11 protein-coding genes are annotated in these 24,737 nt (G+C 58.8%); 3 read left to right on the forward strand and 8 right to left on the reverse strand.

Going from position 1 to position 24,737, the window contains the following annotated elements:
• Positions 1–23: 23 nt before the first annotated feature.
• The 7 genes from BM235_RS22345 to BM235_RS22375 form a co-directional block, all read right to left on the reverse strand.
• On the reverse strand, positions 24–8,111 hold the full coding sequence (locus BM235_RS22345) for an OmpL47-type beta-barrel domain-containing protein (RefSeq protein WP_158543990.1): 8,088 nt from the start codon (positions 8,109–8,111) through the stop codon (positions 24–26).
• A gap of 132 nt (positions 8,112–8,243) precedes the next feature.
• Complete coding sequence (locus BM235_RS22350; RefSeq protein WP_090116463.1) at positions 8,244–9,827, reverse strand: DUF3502 domain-containing protein; 1,584 nt, start codon at positions 9,825–9,827, stop codon at positions 8,244–8,246.
• A 97-nt stretch (positions 9,828–9,924) separates the two neighbouring features.
• Positions 9,925–10,833 (reverse strand): carbohydrate ABC transporter permease, encoded by a 909-nt coding sequence (locus tag BM235_RS22355; RefSeq protein ID WP_090116464.1) that lies wholly within the window; start codon positions 10,831–10,833, stop codon positions 9,925–9,927.
• A 16-nt stretch (positions 10,834–10,849) separates the two neighbouring features.
• On the reverse strand, positions 10,850–11,749 hold the full coding sequence (locus tag BM235_RS22360; protein ID WP_090116465.1) for an ABC transporter permease subunit: 900 nt from the start codon (positions 11,747–11,749) through the stop codon (positions 10,850–10,852).
• Positions 11,750–11,986: 237 nt separating this feature from the next.
• Entirely contained in the window at positions 11,987–14,452 is a 2,466-nt protein-coding gene (locus tag BM235_RS22365) for a hypothetical protein (protein WP_090116466.1), read from the reverse strand.
• 39 nt (positions 14,453–14,491) lie between these two features.
• Positions 14,492–17,047 carry a glycoside hydrolase family 2 protein gene (locus tag BM235_RS22370; RefSeq protein ID WP_090116467.1) on the reverse strand — a complete coding sequence of 852 codons (2,556 nt, stop codon included), beginning with the start codon at positions 17,045–17,047 and terminating at the stop codon, positions 14,492–14,494.
• A 13-nt stretch (positions 17,048–17,060) separates the two neighbouring features.
• Positions 17,061–18,206: an SGNH/GDSL hydrolase family protein gene (locus BM235_RS22375; RefSeq protein WP_158543992.1), complete on the reverse strand. Its 1,146-nt coding sequence runs from the start codon at positions 18,204–18,206 to the stop codon at positions 17,061–17,063.
• A gap of 197 nt (positions 18,207–18,403) precedes the next feature.
• Here BM235_RS22375 and BM235_RS22380 point away from each other — a divergent pair, with 197 nt between their 5' ends.
• Both BM235_RS22380 and BM235_RS22385 read left to right on the forward strand, forming a co-directional pair.
• On the forward strand, positions 18,404–20,782 hold the full coding sequence (locus tag BM235_RS22380; RefSeq protein ID WP_158543994.1) for an AraC family transcriptional regulator: 2,379 nt from the start codon (positions 18,404–18,406) through the stop codon (positions 20,780–20,782).
• An 18-nt stretch (positions 20,783–20,800) separates the two neighbouring features.
• On the forward strand, positions 20,801–22,393 hold the full coding sequence (locus BM235_RS22385) for a glycoside hydrolase family 3 protein (protein ID WP_090116470.1): 1,593 nt from the start codon (positions 20,801–20,803) through the stop codon (positions 22,391–22,393).
• Positions 22,394–22,425: 32 nt separating this feature from the next.
• Here the strand turns inward: BM235_RS22385 and BM235_RS22390 are convergent, their stop codons facing one another.
• Positions 22,426–22,863, reverse strand: coding sequence for a VOC family protein (locus BM235_RS22390; protein WP_090116471.1), 438 nt, complete (start codon positions 22,861–22,863; stop codon positions 22,426–22,428).
• 274 nt (positions 22,864–23,137) lie between these two features.
• Between BM235_RS22390 and BM235_RS22395 the strand changes: the two genes are divergently transcribed.
• Entirely contained in the window at positions 23,138–24,643 is a 1,506-nt protein-coding gene (locus BM235_RS22395) for a vWA domain-containing protein (protein ID WP_090116472.1), read from the forward strand.
• Positions 24,644–24,737 lie beyond the last annotated feature (94 nt).

Here is a 24,737-nt window from a genome sequence, read left to right on the forward strand (position 1 = left end):
GGCCGGCGCGATCCGGGTCCGAGCTAGACTTCAAACTCGATCATGGGTTGGGTTGCGATATCGTTCAGAATCTCCTTGTACGCTTCCCCATACTTCATGCCGAAGGTGTAGGAGCCGGGCAACAGCTCCTTGCCGGCTTCTCCGCCGCTCGTCGTGCCGAAGGCTTTCCAGCCGTCCGCATAGTAGCTTGCGATGCCGCCGTCCAGTGGATTCCCCAGGCTGTCCTTTAACCGCACCGTCGCTTTGACTGTCTGAAATACGACCGTCGCGTCCGTCCCGACATTTTGCAGCAGCTCCTTGTACGCGCCCTCGCGCTTCATGCCGAACGTATAGGCGCCGGGCAGCAGCTCCTTGCTTACCTCGCCCCCGCTCGTCGTGCCGAAGGTCTTCCACCCGTCCGCATAATAGCTCGCGCTGCCCGTATCCAGCGGTTGGTCCAGGCTGTCCTTTAACCGCACCGTCACTTTGACGGTCTGAAATACCACCGTCGCATCCGTCCCGACATTCTGCAGCAACTCCTTGTACGCACCCTCGTGCTTCATCCCGAACGTATAGGTGCCGGGCAGCAGCTCCTTGCTTACCTCGCCCCCGCTCGTCGTGCCGAAGGTCTTCCACCCGTCCGCATAATAACTCGCACTGCCCGTGTCCAGCGGATTGCCCAAGCTGTCCTTCAGCCGCACCGTCACCTTGACCGTCCGGAAAACGACCGCAGCGCCGTTCCCCGTATTCTGCGCGATCTCTTTATAAGTTCCTTCGTACGACATGGCAAACGTGTACGCTTTGTTCGGCAGGGATTTGCTTGCGATGCCTTGGGCGTCCGTCACGCCGAAGGATTTCCAGCCGCCGTCGTAGTAGGAAACGATGCCGCCGCTCAGCGGATTTCCGTTGCTGTCCTTGAGCTGCACTTTAACGGATGTCGTCGCAAGAGCGAAATCCAAGGCTTTGGCCGTTTCGATATTCCCCGCCCGATCCGTCGAGCGATAGCGCAAGGCGATCTCGCCTTGCGTATCGAACGTCACGGCAGCGGTATAGGGCTGCCACGTCGTGGCGTTATCCAGGCTGAATTCGGTGCTCGCTACGCCGGATACGTGATCCGTGCCCGTCAAAGTGACCGTGACCGGGCCTATGTACGTCCCGTTCGGTCCGTCCGGCGCCGCGGGCGATAACGCTGCCGCGGTCGTCGGCGCGACACGGTCGACGACCAACGTCACGCTTTTCGCCGTCTCGACATTGCCCGAGCCGTCAATGGCGCGATAGAGCACCTCGTAATTGCCGTCCGCCGCCAAAGTGACCGGCGCCGAATACGTCTGCCAGAGTCCGCCGTTGTTGGTGCTGTATTGCGTCTTGGCGATCGCGGACAAAGCGTCCGTGGCCGTCAGCGCGAAGGTCACGGGCTGTTTGTACGCGCCGTTCTCGCCATCGGGTAAAGCAGGGGATAGCGTCAACGCCGTGACCGGCGGCGTCGTATCCACGGCAACGGACCGGATCTCCACGTCGTCCAGATAGTAGGTGTCCAGGGCGGCCGGCAGATCCGTAAACACGTACATCGAAACATTCGTGACGCTGCCCGTTTCCTGAAGCGTATACGTCCCGTTAACTTGCTTCCATGCCGTCTCGCTAAGCGGCTGGCTGGTCAAGATGATCTTCTGCTTGGAGACGCCGTCCACCCTGTAGGACAGACCGATCCGGAGCACCGCGCCCGCCGACGAATTCGGCGCCAGCTTCGCCCAGGCGGAGTAATAAAACTCGTCGCCTTTCGTAATATTGGCGGGGAAGCTCAGGCTTCCGAACGCGTTCGTCTTCGTGATCTTCAAAGACTGAGCGCCGCCATGCGCTTCAAGCGTGGTCAGCGCTCTCGTCACTTCCCAACCGGTATACAGAGGCGTCGTGCCCTCCATACCCGGATCGGAGACGAGATTATTGCCCAGAATCGGCGTCGGAACCGTTACGAAAGCCGTTGCCGTATGGCCGCCCTCATAGGTGGCGGCCGTGATCGTGGCCGTGCCCGGACCGACGGCCTGAAGCGTTCCGTTCGCATCCACGGTTACCGCGCCGACGTTATCGGAGCTCCATTGAACATCCTTGCGGGTCGCGTCGGCCGGAGATACGGTCGCCACGAGCGTTTCCGTCCCACCGAGCTGCAAGGTCAGCGCCGTCTTGTTCAGGCTGACGCCCGTCGACGCGACCCAGCTCTGGTTCCCCTTGAAGGAAGCCCAGTCGGCCAGGACGCCCGTCAGCAGCGCGGGTTTGTTGGCGTTGACGGCCAAGGTGCCGGGCTGGGTGCCGATCGATATTTTCGTCCCGACCGCGATATTCCCCGTGAAGCCGTTCAACTGGCTTTTCTTCAGGATGCCTTCCGTCAGCACCCTGCCCGATTGTCCCGGCACGACCCGCTCCAGCGTGAAGCCCACGAAGCTGGCTGCCGGATCGGCCGCGGTCATGAGCCGCATCGAGCCGCTGTCGGCATCGAATACGACGGGAGCGAATCTCGGAATGCCGACGGATGTGAGATTGTGCAGCGTCAGTTGCTTGTCGGGCACCTGCGGATAGTACTCGTTCAGGGTCACGTTGTATTCCGCCGCATATCCCGATGCGCCCAATTGCGCATTGATCTGACCGATGATATAGGCGTTCGTCTGCTCCGTGTAGTTTTCGTTAAATACGACGGTTTTGGTCGTCCCGTCCTCGAAGGTGACGGACAGGGTCTTGTTGTTGACCGTCAGGTCCCCGAACCTTCTTCCGAGCGTGTTGTTGACGGTGACGTTGGAGCTGATGCCGACCTTGATGCCTGAGATGTCCCAATAGCCGTACAAGTAGCCTTTCAGCCCGCCGCCTCCGTCCCGTACCGTATACGCGCCCAACAGGTCGGACACGGCGGTGCCGCTTACCTGAACGGAGGAGCTGCCGCCTGCGGCGTTGCTGAACAGCGCCAGTGCTCTGCCTCTGTGCCTGTCGTCGTAACCGATCGGCGTGCTGTTATTGAGGGTGACCTTGTAGTCGGCATGATCGGCGTACTGATTTTCCGGCTTCTGCGTAATCCACGGGATGTCGTCCTGGGTCATATAGGTGCCCACGAACTCCGTGTTGTTGAAGATGACTTCGTCGTCCGTGCCGCTGCCCAGGGACTGAATGACAACCGGCTTGGACTGCGCGGTCGATACGACCTTGCTGTCGTTGACGATATTGATCTGCGGCTTGGTGAAATCCTCCCGGTTGTGCACGTACCAGCCTGTCGCCTTGGAGACGAACGTACTGTCGTAGAACGTCTCCAATACGCCGCTGGCCGAGCCGTAACCCCAGGCGTGGGAACCGTCGCCGCTGCTGCCGCCCCACACCTGGGTCGGATCATGATCCGGATCAAGCGGTTCGCCGGGATGGGACGCGATCCAGTTCTGGCGGTACTGGACCGCTTCCAGGTTGCCGTAATGCTCGATATAGACGTTGCGCACCGTATGCACGGCATTCTTGTTGCCGCCGCTTTGCTCGCTGTGAACCGGATACCTCATGTTCTTCGCCGTAATGGTCAGGTTCTCCAGCGCCGCCGTTCCTCTCAGCCACACGGTGGACGATCCGGTGATCTGGCTGTTATTGGACGATGCCGGGAGCTCTCCTTTCAGCCAGACAGTGTCCCTGTCCGTGCCCCGGAGCGTGACGTACGGCTTTACAACCCATTCGATCTCCGTGTAGACGCCCGGATAGATCAGGATCACGTACGGCTTCTCGGCACTGCTGTCCACAATGCTGTCGTTCGCCAGCTTGGGCGAGGTAAAGTCGCCGGTGCCGTCGGGCTTCACGGTCAACGTGACCGTCTGGTCCGCCCACTCGACGATCGTGACCGTACTCGTTGCCGTTTGGCCGCCATCAACCGTGGTCGCCGTAATATGAGCGACGCCCAGGCCTTTCCCGTACACGGTTCCGTTCGCGTCCACGATCGCGACCTGCGGATTGTCCGATTGCCAGACCACTTCTTGGTTGAATGCGTCCGAAGGCTGCGCGGAAGCCGTCAACGTCTCGGTCCTGCCGAGCATGATCGTCGCGGCGCTCTTGTTCAAGCTCAAACCGGATACCGGTATCCAGGCGGGCGTAGCCCGCTCGGTAATCGGCCTGACCTCGAGATCGTCCAGATAATAGACGTCCGTCTCCGCCGGTGCGTCGGTAAACAGGTACACCGATACGTTCGTCACATTCCCGGTTTCATTCAGGGTGTAGTTCCCCTTCACCTGCGTCCAGTCGGTGCCGCTGAGCGCCGGGCTGGAGGCCACAATGATCTGCTTGGCTACGCCATCCACCTTGTACGACAGGCCGAGCCGGATCACTTTGCCGGTAACGCCGTTCGACGCCAGCTTCGCCCACGCCGAGTAGGCATACGTCGATCCGTTCTGGACGGCAACCGGGAACGTCACGCTGCCATACACATTGGTCTTGGTCACCTTCAAGGCTTGATGTCCGCTATGAACGTTGGCCGTCTCCCATACCCGGGTCGTCTCCCAGCCGTTCGGAAGCGGATCGGCTTCCAATCCCGGATTCGCCACCAGATTGGCCCCCTTGACGGGAACGGTCAACGCCGTATCCAGCGCAACGGCGTCGATGGCAAAATCCCCTGCGGCATTCGTCGGTACGATCTTGATCTGCTTGATCGTTCCCGTCCATGCCGGCAGAACGCTCGGATCCCACACATATTCCCGGGTATTCGGATCCTCGGGCAGGACGAAGGTCGTCAGCGCATTCGACGAACTCCATTGCGGCGAGGCCGCCGTCGTAAAATACACCTTCGCTTCGCTGCCGCTTGAACCGTTCTTCAGCCTGAGCTTGATGCGCTTGATCGCCGCAGCGTCGAAATCGATGTTGTCCGGCGAGATCAGCGCGGGCTCGCTGCCGGTAGCGGTCGCCAGAAGCATGCCGCCCGCGACCTGAACGCCGGCGACCTGTTCATTGGTCGTCCAGCCCTCAAGGCCGTCGAATTCCCAACGCTTCGATACGGTATAGATCCGGATGAGCTGTTCGTCCGGATCCCAATTCACGACGTAGCCGAATGCCTGGTTGAAGAAGGACGCCGGAATGAGCAGTTCGCCCGAAGGCAGCAATACAGGGGCATGCGCGAGCGTAATCGTCTGGCTGTCCTTATAAGCCGTCGTGTCGCCGGCCTTGAGCCTGTAGACGCGGTCGTCCTTGACCGCGATTAACGTCTGGGTCGCTTCGTCCCACTCGGTGCCGGCGCCGAAGCGCTTCAACAGCTCGCCGCCCGGCACCATGACCGTCCCGTCGGCCATGGCCGGCGATTGATACAGCCGAACCGGCTTGCCGTCGACGTTCAAGGCGATGCCCGTGTCGGGAGAGAGGACCATCCCGATGGAATCGATGGCAAAGCTCCCCGTCGACGTCATCGGGTCGAACCGGAGCTGGCGGATCTTCCCGGTCCACGAGGCGTTTTTCCACATCTCGAGCAGGTAGTCGGTGTATCCGTCGACATTGCGCTCTACATAGAAGCTGACGGACTTGACCTCGTTCCAGTTCGGATCGGTATCCGTCGTGAAGAACAACTGTCCCGTGGAAAACACGCTGCTCTTCATTCGGATTCGGATATAGGGGTGATCCGAAGCTTGAATGTTCAATTGGTCCGCCGACCGAATGCCCGGGTCGGTGTTGTTGGCGGTTCCCGACAAAGCGCCGGCGCTAACCGCCAAATTGTCGATTTGCTTCTCCAGGGTCCACCCTTCCGCATCGCCGTCCGTCTCGAAGCCCCAGAGCGGATCGTACTGGCTCGTTACGGCCGGCGGCGTCGGCGACTTGAGCGGCAGCACCCGACCCGGCGGGTGCAGGATGCCAAGGCGCGCCTTCTGGACCGGAGTCGGCTGAGCGTCCGCATGCGCGCCCCCTTCATCCGTAAAGACATTTCGGACGGCATCCAGATATCCGAAGCCGGCCAAGCCGGCAGGCATCATGAAGTGACCTTCTCCGAACTCGTTCCAGTTGTCGAACATCACCAGCTTCTTGCCCAGACTGCCGGCCGGCAGGGACGGCATGAACGAATCCGCGACCCACTGCGAGACGGCTTCGAACTCCGCCGGCGGCGCGTAGTAGCCGGACTTGCCTTCCCACGCGGTATCGTCCCTGCCCATGCTGATCGTCGGCAGCGTATCGATGAAGCCGGTATCGCGCTGCGCGTTCATGTTCGATTTTTGAACCTCGGCATGTCCGCCCGCGCTGCCCCAGCTATAGGCGTAGATCGCGTCGAAGCCCGCTTGGTCCCGCTCGCTGAGCGACGTCGCGTCCGAAGCCGAGGTGGTCGTGAGCAAAATAACGTCGTCGAAGCCGGCATTCTGGACCGCCGTACGCAAATAATCGGTCTCGGCTTTGACCCCCGCCAGCGTGCCGCCGAAATCCCGCTTCAAGCCGGAGAGACTGTAGATAGAGACGACCGGTTTATTGTCGATCACCATGTAGCGCGGATCCTTGAAGTAATACTCGATCCAGTACGGCACGATATTCGTGCGGAAGTCCGCGCTGTCCTTCGCCTTGGAGGCCGCGTTCTCCCACATGATCGCGAATTTCACCCTATCCCCGTATTGGGAGTTGAAGAAGCCTTCATGCAGCGACTCATGAAGATAAGGATCTTTGATCGGCGCGCCTTCTCCGTACGCGGGCCGGATCCAGCACGCCATCTGATAGTCGATGCCGTGCTCGGCCATCCACTTGGTCTCCCAATCCGCCGTCTCCGGATTGCCCTCGTCGTAATAGCCGAGGTAGGGCTCCCGCTCCGCGTACGGGGTGATCGTATCCCAGCCGAGATGGCTGCCTTCGCGCCAGATCGGGCAGCTCTGCACGCCGACGGCATAATCGTCGGAGACGGCCGGCACCGGCTCGGGCACGTAGTCGGCCGGAAGCGGCAGCTTCTCGTACAGCAATATGTCGTCGAGCCACGCCACGCCCTGCATAGACGCGGCGGCCTCGAAGGCCACCCCATCCAGGCTGGTTGCGCTCGAAGCGAGCGGCACGCCTTGGGCCTGCAGCTTGCCGTTGACGTAAAGATCCGCCTTGGCGCCGGCCAAGTCCAGCTTCGCTTTGACGTGATACCACAGATTGGCCGAATAATCGTAGAACGGGATCGCTTGACCCGCGGCGCCGATATATGCGAGCTTGCCATTCGCCGTAACCAGCTTCAAAGGGGAAGCGCTTCCATTAGTGAGGGATGCGGAGAACCCGTCTTTTTTCTGAGGCAGGAGGAGCTTAAATTCAAACACCCTGTCGTACGTCGCCGCCGGCACGCTCTTCTTAAGACGCATGGTGCCGGTCGCTCCGGTCGCGTCCCACTTCAAGCTGTAAATATCTGGACGCGTAGCGCTGTTCATTTGCTCGACCGCCAGCGTGCCGCCGGCCGTCACCGTCTGCCAATCCCCGGGCAGATCCCCCGGCAGGAGCGAGAGGAACCGCTCGTTGACGTCGTAGCCCTTGTAAATCTTGACGGGCGCAATAAACATGTCGCCCTTCGCGGCCCCCCCGGTGAGAATCCCCACCCGGTTCAACTGAGCGACTTCATGCTTAAAGTCGGCGCCCGCGGCTTTCTGAACGCCGTCGATATAGACGTCGGCCGTATCCGCGTCGAGATCCGCGACTACCTTGACGCCATATTCCGTATTGGCGGCATAGGCTTGCAGCGTCTGCACGCCCCCGCCGGCGGTTTCCAGCCGCAGCTCGCCGCTTTGCGCCGCGATGCTGACCGCCTCGGTATCGCCGTCGCCGAGCTGCCACTTCGCGCCGTCCATGCCCGCGGATAACTTGAACCGGTATTCCAGCGTCAGGATACCGCCGCTTTGCGCGACGAACGCTCTGTGCATGGACACCGGCAGCGTCGCGTTCGTATCGCTGATTTTGAACCAGTTGTTATAGGCGCCGGTCACGCTGCCTCCCGCCTTGCGGATGTCCCAGCCGGACGGCAGCTCTTCGCCGCCGTTTTTGTACAGGAACGAGAAGTTCTCGTCGACCAGATAGCCGACCTTCGGGGCGGCGGAATTCTCCTCGGCCTTCGCGAAGGACGATTGTTGTACCAGGATGACGATCAGGATAATGACGGAATAACACAGAGCCTCCAATGCCACTCTTCTTTTTTGCATCGACATAGCACCCTTTCCGATCCCGGAGTAGTGTTTCTTCCGCGGCTTCTGCCGCAAAACCGTTCCAAGCGCCCGCTAAGGCTCCCCACCATTACGCGGAAAGCCTTAGCGTCCTACCCGTTTCGTTTTTGCTTACTGGTTTTGCGCTTTCCACGCGTCGATCTGCTTCTGGACTTCGGCAAGCACTTTATCCAGTCCCGCTTCGTTCAGGCGCTGCTTCATGTCGGCCAGGAACTTGTCGAAGTCGGGCATCGAGCCGGTCTGCATGATCGGCCACAGCTCGGAGTATACCGCGCTCACCTGCGCGATTTCGGTTTTGACCGCTTCTCCGTTGAAGAGGAACCCGAGGATGGACGAGGTCTTCGCTTCCTTGTTATTCTTCTGCATCTGCTCGAGCGAAGCCGTCGAGTTCCAGCCGGAATCCCACTGATCCCACAGCGGCCCGAGCCAGTTATGCCAGATCGCCCACGTCTGCTCCGCGCCGCTCTTGGCTTCGATGGACGGGCTGTCCGTACCGGCGCCCGATTTTACGGTATAGTTCTTGCCTTCCAGCCCGTACGCGAGCGTGTTGGACAGCTTCTTGTCCTTCCACACCTGGTTAAGCAGCTGCATCGCCCGTTCCGGATTTTTGGATGTCACGCTGATCGCCGTGGCCGCGCCCACCATATTCGGCGTGGCGATCGTCGGGTAGTAGGCCAGCGTTTCCACCGTCGGATAGCCGAACAAGGCGGTCGATTTGGAGCCGTCTTCGGTATAACCGCCGGAATCGCGCATGACCGCGTATTTTCCGGATTTCGCTTCGGCGATGAAGTCCGTTTTAATGGCGGCGTCCTTCGCGACGTAACCTTTCTTGTAGTAGTCGTTCATCGTGCGATAATTGTCGAGGAAGGCCGGAATGTCGAGCTCCATCACGGCTTCCCCCCCCTTCTCGTCATAACGGATGCCCTTCGTAATATTGGTAAAATCGAACACATAGTCGCCCGGGGCATTCACCGTCTTGGTGACAAGCAGCGGCGTGATTTCCGGTTCGTTCTTCTTGATCATCTCCAGATACGGCTCCAGCTCCTGCAGCTTGTGCACCTTCGTATAGTCGAAGTTGTACTTGGTCACCAGATCCTTCTTGAACACGATGCCGCCCGGCGTAGAGAACGGAGACTGCGACGGGACGGCCATGATCTTGCCGTTGTATGTGACCGCCTTCCAGGCGCGCTCGTCGACTTTGGCGAGAATGTCCGGCCCGTACTGCTTCAGCAGATCGTCCAGCGGCAGGAAGGCGCCCTTCTGCACGTTCAGGTCGATCGGGTTCGTCCAGTTCGACGTGAATACCAGGTCGTACTCGTCGCCGGAGGCCGACATCAGCTTCATCTTGTCTTCCCAGCTGGCGGCATCGATAAAGTGAATGTGCAGATTCGCGTTGACGGTCTCCTTGAGGCCTTTATTGACTTCCGCTTCAATCGCGTCCTGATCCTTGATCGTGTCGATCGGCTTGCGGATATACCAGCTCACGTCGACGAACTTCTCTGACGGATCGGCCGCCTTGCTGGCTTCGGGCGACGCTGCGCTCGCACTTGGACTTGCGCTCGAGCTTGCGCCGGCGCTTGGACTTGCATCCGATTCATTGTTCTTCCCGCTGCAACCGCTGATGGCGAGCGCGACCATGCTTGCGGACAGAATAACGCCCAGCTTGTTGTCTACTTTAACCTTGCCTACTCTCACACAAAGGCCTCCCTAGGTTTATATGGTTGTGCATCTATATCAAACAGTCGCAGGACCGCGGATCCATGCGCCCGTATTGATACCAAGCGCAAGCGAGCTATCCTTTTACGGAACCTACCGTCAGGCCCTGCACGAAATATTTCTGAAAGAAAGGGAACACGACCAGCATCGGCCCCGCCGCCAGAATGCACATCGCCATCCGGGCGCTAAGGCTGGGAACCTGCTGTCCCGGCTTGACCAATCCGTATTGGACGGCTTCCGCGCTGTTCAGAAACTCCATATTGCGCAGCACGCGGATGAGCAAATATTGCAGCTTCATCAAGTTCTCGTTTTCGATGTAAAGCAGGGTCAGCCACCAATCGTTCCAATACTGCAACACCAGGAACAACCCGAGGGTAGCCAGCGCAGGCTTCGTGAGCGGCAGCACGATCTTCGTAAAAATGATAAACTCGTTGGCCCCGTCGATCTTGGCCGATTCGAACAGCGCGTCCGGCAGCGATTGCAGAAATCCCTTCATCAGCAGGACATGCCAGCCGGTGATCAGGAAAGGGAGAATCAGCGCCAGTACATTGTCCTTCAAGTCCAGCCAACTCACCATCAAAATGTAGGAGGGAACCATCCCCCCTTGGAACAGCATCGTGAAGAACACATAAAGAGAAAGCTGCTTCCGATAGGCGTAGTCTTTTCTGGAGATGGCGAACGCGAAGCCGGTCGTTATAAAAAGTCCCGCCGCCGCCCCGAGCGCCGTCGTATAGATGTTGACCAGATAGGCGTTCAGCAGGACGCCGGGATTATGCAGCAGCACCTTATACGCGGTGAGATCGATCTGCTTGGGGAAGATGGCGTACCCGGATTTCAGGATATCGCTCTCGTTCTGCAGCGACGTTCCCAGGACGACCAGGAAGGGATAGATACAAATGAAGCATACCAGAATAAAAAACAAGTGGACGACCGTTCGGCTTCCGATATAGGGAGAGCGAGCGACCGGATGTGTCGGCTTGGACATGGCGGATACGCCCTCCTTAAAATAACGAATTGTCGGCATTGATTTTTCTTACGACGTAGTTGGTGAGGATGACAAGCGTAAACCCGACGACCGATTGGAAGAACCCCGCCGCGCCGGCCATGCCGATATCGCCCAGATCGACCAGCGAGCGATACACGAACGTATCGATAACGTCCGTCGTGGGATAGAGCAGCGTCGAATTCATCGTCACATTGTAGAAGAGCCCGAAGTCGCTGTAGAAAATTTTGCCGATCTGCAGGATGACCATCATCGTGATAATAGGCATGATCATCGGAATCGTGATGGACACCGCCTGGCGCAGCTTCGTGGCGCCGTCCATGCGGGCGGCCTCGTAATACTCCGCGTCGACGCCGATGATGGCCGCATAATAAATGACCGCGCCGTATCCGAGCCCCTTCCAGATCGCGACGACGATCAGAATGACCGGCCAATACTTCGGATCGTTGTACCACATGATCGGATCCCTGCCGATCGCTTCCAGGGCCTTGTTCAGAATCCCGTAATCCATGTTCAGGAGCGCCTGGAAAGCGAAGCCCGCCACGACCCACGAGATAAAATAAGGAATGAACAGCACCGTCTGGTAAGCCTTCACGGCTTTCCTGCCGACTTCCCGCAGCAGCAGCGCGAAGAACACCGATACGGCCGTGCCCAGCGCAATGAACACGAGATTGTAAAGCAGCGTATTTCTGAGCACTCTGCGCAGGATATCGCCGTTGAACAGAAACCGGAAGTTGTCGAAGCCGATCCACGGACTGTTCCAGATGCCCAGATTGTACTTGTAGTCCTTGAAGGGAATCAGCAAGCCGTACAGCGGAACGTAGTCCATCAGGAAGAGAAGCAGGATGCCGGGCAGCGCCAGTAAGGTGAGGCCGTAGCTTTTTCTGAATGTTTTCATGGGCTTGCTCCTTGCTCGAGGTGATACCCCAACGATAGTGATTTCCGGGCGCTCCGTATATTTTGAACTTTGTCTGTTTCTTTGAAAAATGCCTTTTTGGCGGAAATACGGGCTTTGGGGCACTCCGATAAATGTCCGAAACTCCGAAAATGGCGCAGCAGCCTGTCTGCGGAGGATATAAAAAGAGCCTTCGCGGCGGATTCAACCGGCCGCGAGGCTCTTCGTCGGGGCGATGCTTTACCAGGAAATTTCAAGCGCGCCGTCAAGATTGTCGATTATGATGCAGTCGCTTGACGTGTAGTCGGGCAGTTCCAGATAGACGTCGCCGCATTTGACTTCGACCCTCGCTTCGCGCAGGGCGTCAAGCGGCGGGTAAATCGTCAGGCTCGCCTCGCGCAGTCCGGCGACCGTGATCAACCGCGTCGAGCTTCGGTTCGGCGTGGGCATCGGCGAGTGCTCCCTGCAGGAGACCAGGCTGCCGCTAGATTGGCGTACGAATAACCGACATTCATCATGGAAGGTTCGATCCAGCGAGTATGCGGAAGGCCCTTCGCCCACCTTCGTCGTCTGGCCGATGAGGATCGGCACGCCCTGGGGAAAGCGCATCTGCAGCGAAACGGACGTATCCTGGCGGCAGCCGGTGAAGAAGTAGCCGTTGTCGCGGCGCGCGATGAACAGCAAGGCCGACTTGGAGGCCGCGTCCTGCTTCGTCTGCAGGAGCGAATACCCGAATTGCGCCAGCACGTAGCGGGCTTGTACCGATACGTCCAGGTAGCGCTGCGGCTGCCTGACCGGCAGATCCGTGACGCTGCCCCGCAGGAAAGGCAGCGAGCCCCGCACCCAGCCGGCTTGCCCGCCGTTCCATTCCGGCGGACGCCGGGTCAAGGCCATGACGCGCTCCCGGCCATCCTGCTTCGCGGTCGCGCAGACTTGCGTAGCGCGATCGTTCGCATCCGCGAGCACCTCGCCGATGGCGCCGCCGCCGATGAGCGGATCGTGGTCGATGACCGACGGCGACGGTCGCTCGCCGAAGATCGCGTCCTGGGCCAACGAAGCCGAAACGGAAACGTCCAGCTCCCCTTCAAGTCCTTCCGCCTGCCGAATGTTCAGCAGCTGCTGCAAGCCGGGGGCCAGCGCCGGCCCGTAGAACAGCACCTGCCCGCCGCCGCGAACGTAATCCGCGAGCAGGCTTGCATTCGCCGCATCGATCCACGACGTCGGCGTAAAAATAACGGTTCGATGCAGCTTCCTCCGGTTGTCCTCTCTCATCTCCCGGAAACTGTCCGTGCTGAGCACCGTGTTCAGCGGCAAGCCTTCGTTCACCGCGTTGCGGACGAACCACTCCTCGAAGAGGATCGACTTCGAGCGCTCCTCCGAATCGGCTACGGCAGCATGATATTCATGGAAAGGATACAGCCATGTCAGAATGCCCGGCTCGTCGGGGAAGTCCTCGATCGCCCGGCGAAGATGCGGAATCACTTCCTGCGGGCAGGATTCGATCAATTTTCCCTTCTCCGTATCGATGGTCAGAATCTCCACGATACCCGGATTCTCCAGCTTCCCGTCCGCGTTCATGCGGGCGACGGATAGCGGACAGTAAATGTCATGGGGCTCCCGATCGTACAGATCCCGCCACGGATTTTGCCAGAACCAGGGATCGTTCGCATAGAAGCGATAAGGATACGTGTCCCCGGGAAGCACGGCGATCCGCGACATGTACGAGGCCACTTCCAGGCCGAAGTCGAAGTTAAGCGCGCCCCAGGGCGAATTCGGAGGCGGGAGCTCGATATATCCGGCTTCGTACAACTGCTTGAGCGGCACGAAATCCTTCGTCAGATCCATCCCCGTGCCGAAGTTCGTGCCCCGCACCTCTGTCCGGTAGCCCGGGCATTCTTGCTTGAACGCCTCCCAGAAGGATAGCAGCTTGCCCGACAGCTCCTCGTACTCGGCCAGCGGCAGCGAGGTGCCGTCGAAGTTCGCGCCGAGATACGTCCAGGGGAATGAGGAGAAGCCGAAGCCGTTGGAGAACCAGATGTAATCGAAGCCGAGCGCAGGCAGGTAGCTCGCGCATTGGCGCCCAAAGAATTGGCCGAACGGCGTATCCTCCGGAATGCCGTCCGGGTACGTCGCGTAGGCGGCCTTATCCCCGTGCAGCTTGGACCAGACGCAGACGACCGTATAATCCGCCCTTAACGCGACGAATTTCCCGCCGAGCTCCGGCTTATTGATTTCCGGATGATCCTTGTATTTGAAATCGGAGTACGCGAACTCGGGTCCCGCGTCGAAGGTGGCGCCCACCTCCATGCGGATACCGAACTTCTGCCCGGCAATCCGCTTGAAGGCCGCCACGATATAACGCAAGTCCCCGTAGGTGACGCGGCACGGGTCGTCCCGGTACAGCTTGGCGACCGCGGCATCGTTCTCGCTTTTGATATGGCTGAATTTGTCCTCGTTGGCGAAGCCGATATAGCGGCCCCATTCGAACGCGCTGTCGAAGTTCCCGTTCCAAGTCAATATTTCGCTGCCGTCCGCTACCCAGAGCAGCATCGAACAGCGATCCGCCAGGCCAATCAGCGGCAGCCACTGCCGAATCGCCTCCTCGCATACTTCGTCGATGGCCGCCGGCTCCATGCTCGTAAACGGCTTCAGACTCATCTCCAGCGTCACTCGCTTCAGCGCCGCCTTCTCGCTTGTTTGCCCCATTTTCCCGTATCCTCCCCTATCCTCTGATCCTCTCGGATCCTATGAATGGCTGTTGCTGATGCTCGTCGGCCGAAGCGCGTCGCAAGAGAACGCGGCGTCGACGCCGTATACGGTCACTTGCCGGCGCTCTCCCGGAAGCAAATCGAAGTATTCGTCGGACAGCCTCGTCCGATCATCCAGGCCGAAGTGCACCGCATGCGCGTACGTATCCGAGCTGACCGTGAAGCTCGCTTCGCCCCCGCGCACCTCGAAGGACGAAATCTTCAGCTCCGCGGCAGAGACCCGCAGCTTGCGGAACACCTCCGTTCGAAGCGTCGCCGGCGCAATGCCGTGCTCTTGCGGCGAGACGCCGTGGCTGTGCGGTGAAGCTTCGCGCGGAACGACGGCCAGCATGCCTTGCAAATCATCGTGCTCGCCCAACGGCAGCGTCAGGACCTCGCCGCGCGAATGCGCAGGCAGCTCGATCGTGACCGGGCGCGTCTCGCGCTGCCGGCCGTCGAACGAGACATAACCCGCCTCCGCCTCAATCCGGATCGGTGCCGGCGTTTCGTTGATCCCGACCACGCGCGCGACGCCGCCCTCCCGGCGGATGATGAGCTTGACCGGGTCGAACGCCCGCTTCACGTAGTAGTAAGCGATCTTCCGCGTCGCGTAATAATCGATAATCGACCAGCCCACCTCGCCCCAGCAATCGTTATACATCCAGAACAAACCGCCCGAGCATCGCTCCTTGTAGCGGAACGACTCCAGCGAATAGCCGTACATGAGCCCCTGGCACACGCCCGCATAGTGCAGGTATTCGTCGATCGACAAGCCCTCGGCGTCGATGTAGTGCTTATTCACGCCCGCGGCGACGGTTTCTTTCTCGAAGAAGTTATTATGGTACTTCCATATCTCCCCGTTCCGGTCCAAAGGCGATCCGCCATGGTAAGCCTCGATCGACGATCGGCGGCAGGGCCCCACGTAGCCATACTCGGACACGAACTTGGCGTCGAGGCGATCGTAGGCCTCGGGCGCGATGCGTTTCTCCATATCCGGGCTCATCATGCCTTCGTGCCAGTGATGCACGTCGCCCATCCGGTGATCGTTCGGCTGCGCGCCGCCGTACGGGGAGCCGTTCCAGTACGGAATATCCGGACAATTCCGCCTCATGGCCCGCGGAGCGAGCTCGTTATACAGCATCGCTCCCCCGAAGAACGGCGGCTTCCGCCCTTCCGCGGTCCATTGCACGATGGCCCAGTGGTCCTCGTTGTCCCCGCACCAGAGGACAAGCGAAGGATGGTTGCGCAGGCGGCGGGTCTGGTAGTCCATCTCCGCCTCCGCTTCCTTGCGGAACCATGCCAGGTGATCGGGAAACAGCCCGCAGGCGAACATAAAGTCCTGCCAGACCATGATGCCGTTCTCGTCGCATGCGCGATAAAACGCGTCGCGCTCGTAGAGGCCGCCGCCCCATACGCGCAGCATGTTGAACTGGGCCTCCCGCGCTTCCCCGATCAGCGTCGCGTACTTTCCGTCGGATACGCGGGCATGGATCGAATCGGCGGGGATCCAGTTCGCCCCTTTGCAGAAGGCGCGGACGCCGTTGATCTCGATCGCGAACAGCCGTTCATCCTCCCCCGCCTTATCCTGCAATAGCAGAACGGTGCGGATGCCGTGACGAAAAGCCGGAAACGCGACGCGCCCGCGCTCCGTCTTCGCCGCAACCCGGATCTCGTACAGGTGGGGCGCCCCCATCCCGTTGGGCCACCAGCGCTTCGCGCCTTCGACGACGCCTTCCAGGTCGAGAAAGTGAACCCCCGAGCGGACGCATACCTCCTCCTCTTGAAACAGGACCACGCGATCGCCGTCCAGCACTTCGACGGTGATCGTCGCTTCCGTCGTCGCCAGGGGAACGAAGCTCTCCAACTCAACCTCCACGCGCAGCTCCGCCCGCACATCCGCCTTTTTCGTATAGGCTCTGACGCCCCGGATCGCGAGCTCCCTGTAACCGGTCAGCGTGACTTCTCCCATGATGCCGCAGGTCGGCACCTTCGGTCCCCAATCCCAGCCGAAGCCGTATTGCGGCTTCCGGACGAACGTTCTGCGCGGGTCGCCTCTGCCGTACGCTTCGCAGTCGATCAGGTTATTTCTAAGAAATGCCGTATCCCCGTCGCTGAAATGCTCGACCCCCGAAGTGACGCGCACCCACAGCGAATTGTCCCCTTCCGCCAACGCCTCCCTGACATTCCGCGTAAACGGGTAGAACGCGCTGCGATGGTGCCCGAGGTGTCGGCCGTTCAGAAAGACGTCCGCTTCGGCGTCCAGCGATTCCAGGGACAGCTCGACCGTGTCGTAGGTCATAAATTCCCGGTCAAGTCGAAAGCTCGTTTTGAACCACCAGGACTTCAGTTGCGTCCACTCGCACGCGAAGGAGTTCAGGCCTTCCAGCGGTTCCGGGATGATGCCCGCTTCGATCAGCGGCATATGGATGTCGCAAGGCACCTGCGTGCCAAGCCAGCCTTCCGTACGCCGCATCACCTCCGAAGCATGCTCCGGTCCCCTGTGAAGCTCCTCGTAACGGACGAACCAATCCTGCTTTAATTCCAGTCGTTTCAAGCCCGCCACCCTCCTACTTCAGAATTCCGATTATTCCTAAATGAAAGTTGGTTCCCCGGCAATCCTCTCGATTGCCGTGAACGACCTCCAGCTCGATATGATGCCGGCCCTCCGGCAGCTCGTCCGCAATCCAGTACGGCCTGAGCCAGCCGCCATCTCCGCACCAGTCCGGTCTGTCGCGGCTGACCGCGACGACCTCTCCCCCGTCCAGCCGGTAGACGAATTCCGCCGACTTCTTGCCGAAGTCGAAGACCAGGACCAGCCCTCTTCCCGAGAATGAGAAAGAGAGCTTCGCCCCGATCGCGGAGGTGCTCAGCAGCCGGTCCACTCTGGGCATCAAGGCAACCGCCCGCCTGATCGTCCAGGGTCCCTCCAACTGCACCTCTTCGAACGGCACAAGCTCCGTACGCTCCCAGTGATGGGGATTGAAGGGCTCCGGCAACGCCCGCAACGGCGGGTTCGGCGGGTTCGGCGGGTTCGGCGCGTCCGCGTCCGCATCCGCATGGAGCGCTGCGGCATGGGGCGCTGCCGTCAGTTCCCGCTCCAATAAGGCGATGACGCTCTGGCCGTAGCTCAAGCTCCCCCGATAGGTCGGATGCAGCCCGTCCGGCAGCCACTCGTCCCAGGTCATGCGTCCTTTGGCCACTTCCTCCCAGGCATGGCGCCCCGCCCATACCGAGCTGATCCCGTAATGCTCGGCCAGTTGCTCGAACTCGGCGATCGAGTCCGGCACTTCCTTGCGCGACATCGCTTCGTACATTCTTTGACTGTAGGTATAGACCAGGACCAGTTCGCTGTGACCGTCTGCCAGCAATTTGCGGAGCAGCCCTTCTCTTGCCCGCATGCGGGGCTCGGACGCCGTCAGATAGTCATTGACGGCGAATTCGACGAAGATCAGATCGCATTGGCGTTCGATCAGATCCCGTTCCGCCCGGAACACCGCCAGATCGCTGCCCGTGGCGCCGATCGCCGCATTCTCGACGACAATCCGGGTCTGAGGGAACGTCTCCGCGAGCCAGCGCGTCACCGGCTCCGGCCAATTGTGCGCCGATCGGCCGTCCTCCGTTATCGATCCTCCGATGAATCCCAACGTCACCGTGCCGCTCCGGAGCTTGTTTCTCGTCCGTGCCAGGCTGCTTCTTGTTATAATCGTGTCCATGCCCATCCACCTCGTTCTCCGCTGTTTTACTTCAATCTAGCGGGCCGCGCTTCCGGCGTACACTTCGATTTGCGTCGGTCTCTTCAAATAAACGCTCTAAATAATGTTCGTTCCTACGAGATTTGTCCGTTATATTTACTTTTAGCATGGCCTGGGCTATCTTAGCTTCTACCAGACCTATAAGGGGAAGCCCGCGCATGAAGCCGAAGAACAAAATCAAATCGAAAATTCTTCTGAAGATGGTACTGTGGTTCAGCGCTTCCGCCTTGTTTATCGTGGCCATTCTGTCGGTCGTCATCTATTGGAACGCACAGAGCCTGATGGTCAAGAAGGAGTCGGAAAATAACCAAAAAATCCTGTTCCAGGTCAAATACAATACGAATCTGATGAACGACGCCATTACCCGGCTTGCGCAATCGATCTTCCTGAACGGGGATATCAATAAGATCATGTACGCGGAAGAGGAAAATATGGTCGACGTCATCATCCGGATGAACACCGCCGTGACCTCCTTAACCTCGTCGTATCCTTACGTGCACTCCATCAGCATTTACAACCGCAATCTGGATCAGTTTTACAACGCCGGCTCCCCGGTCTTCTTCAACGATACGCAGCTGTCCGAGCTGAACGCGTCCGACAAGGTGCTGCCCAAATTAAAACCGATTTATCGCGATATCCACAAAGTGATGAACGGCCGGGTCGAGAGCGAACACGTTCTTTCCTATTTTATGTACGAGACGCCGATGGACGACGAAAAACCGAGCGCTTTGGTTATCAACGTGAAGCCGGAGTGGCTGCTCGAAAACATTAAACAGATCAACATGATCGATCCGCAGAAGAAGAGCAGCATCTTCCTCCTCGATCAGCAGGACGACATCGTGGATACCGATCAAGCCGCAGAGAAGCAGAATCAATTAAAATGGTTTCAGCAGGAATACGCGCAATACAAGCAATCCGATCCCACCCCGTCAACCGACGGCTCCTTCAAGAGAACCTACATGGACACCCAATACTTGGTTACCTTCAGCTATATGGACAGCATCGGCATGACCTTGATGAAGATTCAACCGGCGCTCGAGGTCAACGGGTACTTAAACAGCTTCAAAACCAGCATTATCCTCATTACGGTCTTCGTCCTTCTGATGGCCATCGCGATTTCCGTGAGCATTTCCCGCAAAATTTACAGTCCGATCGGCAATCTCGTACAGACGATATCCGCCGGACGTATGCACAAGTTCGATCTGCGGGGGACCGGAGACGAAATCTCGTATCTGGACTCGGTTTACAAGCAATCCATGGAGCAATTGAACTTGTTCGATAAGCAGAGGTACCAATACGATGACGTCATCAAGCATTATTGGCTGAATCGGCTGCTGACGGAGAAGGTGAAGCTAGGCCAGACGGAATTGGCGGACCTTTTTCGCGAAACGAAAATCGCGCTGCCCCTGGAAGGCACCTATGCCGTATTGCTCCTGAAAATCGACAACTACAGGCGCTTTCAGCAAACCTTCTCCGCGCAGGACAAAGAAACGATCCGCTTCGCCATCATCAACATCGCATCCGAATGGGTGGCCAAGAAATATATAAACGAAGGCCTCGACCTGCGGGACGACCATGTCGCGATTATACTCAGCCTCCCGGCGGAGGATGAGCCCTTCGAGGAAGAACTAGCCCCGTTGATCCGGGAAGCGCAGCAATTCGTCCAGCAGTATTACAAAATCACTTTTTCTGCGTCCCTCAGTCCTTTGCTGCATCAGCTCGAAGCTTTGCCCACGCTTTACAACAAAGCTCTGGAGCAGTCCGTTTACCGGTTCATCTACGGCCATCGTTCTTTCATTGATGCAGATACGGTACTCGCCAACGAAGCCGGCAAGAAGAAGGGTTATTCCAAATCGCTCGAAGAGCAGCTTCAGGAAGCGATTCTCAAAGGCGATCTGACCGGGATCGAACGCGCCTTGAAAACGTTATTCGATGAAATGACCCAGCTGAGCTACTATAATGCGATGGCTTCCACCTTCCGCTTGCTGGAAACCGCGAAAACAACTTTGGAGCTCCGCCCCGCCCCCGCCTTATCGGCGGTGCCGATCGATCTCTCAACATTGTCGCTGTCGATCATGGAGAACGAGACTTTGGAAGGGATCTTCGACAGGCTCGGCGATACGCTTAAGCTAGCGCTGCAAACCCAGGAGGGTGCAGAGCCCCCGCCCTCCAAAGTCAACCATTACGTCGTCGAGACGGTGTCCGATTACATCCTGACGCACTACGACGATCCGACGCTATGCCTGGCCTCGATCGCCTCGATGATGAAGATCACGCAGCGGCGCCTCGGCAATCTCTTCAAGGATGTGATGGAAGTATCCGTTGCCGACTTCATCAATGAGACAAGGCTGACGAAGGCCGCGGAGCTATTGACCGGAAGCGAAGTCAGCGTACGCGAGATCGTGGAAAAGGTGGGCGTGCTGAACGAAACCTACTTCTTCAGCCTGTTCAAGAAACGGTTCGGCGTTACGCCGAAGGAATACGCCTTGCAGAATAACGTCAAGCAGCTGAAGAAATCCGGATCCCATACGGAATAAGAAAGAGGGCCGCCCTTTATGAAGTACCGCATTATCGTGACAGACCGCGCCAAGCGCATCGTCGAGGAAATGGACTTCCGCCGGCTGCTGAAGCAAGTCTGCTGCCCGACCCTGGGGCACGTCGGCGCGGAGCGCCTCGAGGAATTCGGCGCGATGTTCTTTCACCCCATGGATCGCGCGGAGCTGCAGCAAGCGATTCGCCGCTTGAAGGAAGTTAGCGAAGTCCCTCCGTTTATCGTCAGCGATATGGAGTGCGGGCCCGGCAATATGATACGGGGCGCCACGAAGTTCACTTCGATGATGGGACTCAGCCAGGCGAATTCGGAGGAGCTCGCCTACGAGGTCGGCCGGATCGCCGCGGCGGAAGCCGGCGAGATCGGCTTTAACTGGACCTTCTCGCCGGTCGCGGATATGGCGTCGGACGCGGATAGTCCCGTCGTGAGCACGAGAAGCGCTGGGCACACGCCGGAGCAAGTCGCGAAGATCGCTGGGGCCTACATGAGCGGCCTGCAGGCGCACGGCATGATGGCGACGATCAAACACTTCCCGGGGGACGGCTTTACCTCCTGGGACCAGCATCTGACCACGCCGAACCTGCCGCTTGACGCGACCTCGTGGAGAAACGGTCCGGGACGCGTCTTCCAGGAGCTGATCGACCGGGGCGCCATGGCGGTCATGCCGGGGCATATCGCGCTGCCGGCCTTCGACGAGCCCGACGCACGCGGCCTCTATCCGCCGGCGACTGTATCGAGCAAGCTGCTGCTCGATCTGCTGCGGCAAGAGATGGGCTTCGAAGGCTTGATCGTGTCCGATGCGATCAACATGGGCGGGGTCGTCGGCTATATGAACTATTACGACGCCTGCGCGGCGGCGCTCACCAACGGCTGCGACATGCTGCTGTTCCCGCAGATGGACGAGCGCTTTTATGCGGAGATGGAGCGGCGGCACCGCGAGGGCAGCTTGACGCTTGCGACGCTCCGGGACCGGGCGAGCCTCATCGTGTCGTTGAAGGAGCAGTTCGGGCTTTTCGAGACGTCGCCCGCAAAAGAGGGAGACGCCATGCCGGATAAAGCGGCCCATGCGGCAGTAGCGGAGACCGTCTCGGAGCGGAGCATAACCGTCGTCCGAGACCGGGAAGGTCTGCTCCCTTACCGCTTCACGCCCGCCACGAAGGTGCTTCATGTCGTGATCGTCAATCATCACGACCGCTACGGCGAGCTATGGGAGCGAATGAAACGCGAGATCGGCAAATATGCCGGGACCGTCGACCAATGGCTCGATCCCGGTCCCGACGCCTTGTTCCAGATCGCAGCCGACCACGCATACGACGTTATTGTATGCTCGATCGGAAGCCGCCTGAGCTACGGGCTCAATGTCGTCCGCCTGCACGACGAGGTGGCGAGGAACATGATGGGCGGCTGGACCAAGCTGGGGACGCCGGTTATTTTCGTCGCCCACTTCCATCCCTTCGTGCACAAGGAATACGCGGCTTCGATCGACACTATCGTGAACACCTACGGCGATATCGATTGTACGGCGGAGCAGCTCTTAAAAGCCATCGCCGGCGCGGGCGAACGACCGCTCAACGCGCGGCTGTTCGCGCATGACTGAGGTGAGTGTTTTTAAAGGCAGCTGATCTGAATTTAGTTAATCCGCTCCGCCAGCTCCAGAATAATGCCCTCCGGCCCGCGGACATAACACATCTTATAAATATCTTTATAATTCTGTATCTCGCTAAAGGCTTCCATGCCTTTCTTTTTCATTTTGTCGACGATCGCTTCGATATCATCGACGGCAAAGCAAATATGACGGATGCCGAGTGTATTCGAATGCGTTTGCTGAACGCCGTTTTCATCCGTTGGATGGATATACTGGACCAGCTCCAGCCACGTCTGACCGTCCGGCGAGCGCAGTGCGACACAGGACGTCTTCACGTTTTCAAGCCCGACGATCACATCCAGCCAAGCACCCTCCGCTTCCCATTCCCCATGCACCTCGAGTCCGAATTCGACGAAAAAGGCTTTGGCCGCGGCCAGATCGTTGACGTTGATGCCGATGTGGTCGATGCGATGGATTTTCATGAGTTAGGCCTCCTTGGTTTTCTCTAACGCAGTTGCAAGCTTTACTTGCGTTAGCTGCACGGCTTCCTTATTTTAACATGGCATCGCCTCGGAACACCCTTCATTTTAACGGATAATTTTTACATCCCTTGCAACATTGCCTTGACCTGGATCGTCTAAATACCAATCGCTATGTTACATGACGGAAATGATTCTGTAATATTCCTGTAACATCAAGCGATCCAATCGCATTTGCTGTAAGGAAAGCGCTGCACATTAATCGGGGGTGTTCAAGATGAGAAGAAGGATGAGCTTGGGGTTCGTGCTTTTGCTTGCCGCGCTAGTCGCAGGATGCAGTTCAAGCAGCGATAACGATTCATCAGGCGACAGCGCCCCGCAGTCGGTATCCGGAGCCGACTCCAAGGCAGCGGAAGCGTCCCGCGCGACCGCCCCGCTATCCTCCGCACCCAACGATATGTTTTTCCAGGATTACGGAACTAACCCCTATGTGTCTACGGCAGACGATCGGCTGTCCACGTTCGCGATGGATGTCGATACGGGCTCTTATACCTTGGCGAGGAGCTATATCGAGGACGGGAACGTGCCGCCCCAAGAAGCGATCCGGCTGGAGGAGTTCATTAATTACTTCGACTTAAACGATGCACCACCTAAAGACGATACGTTCGCCATTCACGTGGACGCCGGCCCTTCTCCGTTCGGGGAAGCGGGCACGCAGCTCGTCCGGATCGGCATCAAAGGCAAAGAGATCGAATCGGAGGAGCGAAAGAGAGCGAATCTGACGTTCGTCATCGATGTGTCCGGCTCTATGGACCAAGACAACCGGATCGGACTGGTCAAGCGAAGCCTGGCGCTGCTGGTCAATCAGCTGAAGCCCAACGACAAGATCGGCATCGTCGTGTACGGCTCGACGGCGCGCACGGTTCTGGAGCCTACATCCGTCGAGGAGGAGGATACGATTCTGTCCGCCATCGACAATCTTCAGATCGAAGGCTCGACGAATGCGGAGGCAGGACTGTTGTTGGGTTACAAAATGGCAAGCAAGCTCAATGACGACGAGGCTGCGATCAACCGCGTCATTCTGTGTTCCGACGGCGTGGCCAATATCGGCGAGACCGGCCCCGACGGCATTCTCCGTACGATCGAGGACTACGCCGGACGGAATCTGTACCTCAGCACCTTCGGATTCGGCATGGACAATTATAATGATGTGCTCATGGAGCAGCTGGCCGACAAAGGCAACGGCGCCTATGCCTATATTGGCGACATCGACGAAGCGAAGAAGGTTTTCCAGGAGCAGCTGACCGGGACGCTGCAGACGATCGCCAAAGACGCCAAGATTCAAGTCGACTTCGATCCCGCGCAAGTGAAGGGCTACCGCTTGCTGGGTTATGAAAACCGCGCCGTCGCGGATGAAGATTTTCGCAACAACAAAGTAGACGGCGGGGAGATCGGGGCCGGGCATTCCGTTACCGCGCTCTACGAGCTTCAATTGAAGGACGACGCCTCCAAGTCCTGGGGCAAGGTCACGATTCGGTACAAGGACGTGGACAACAATAATCGATCGCGGGAGTCGAATGCCTCCATCGGCCCTTCCGGCGAGCTGTCCGACGCCACCCTGTTCATCGCGGCCGTCGCCGAATTCGCCAAGATCATGAAGGACAGCGAAGGCGTCGGGGAGAGCCGGCTGCAGAATGTGCTCGCGATGGCGGAGAAGCACGCGGCCAGCGAGCGGCAGGAGGAGTTTGGGGATTTGGTGAAGGCGTTCATGGAACTGCGGTGAAAATAAATAGTGGTACGCGAATACAACGCCAGGGCACCTTTCCGTCCTGGCGTTGTATTTATCAAGCAGCTTCTTTTGTCTTTTCGCCCTTCTG

The sequence above is a fragment of the Cohnella sp. OV330 genome, assembly GCF_900112065.1.
GTDB lineage: Bacteria > Bacillota > Bacilli > Paenibacillales > Paenibacillaceae > Cohnella.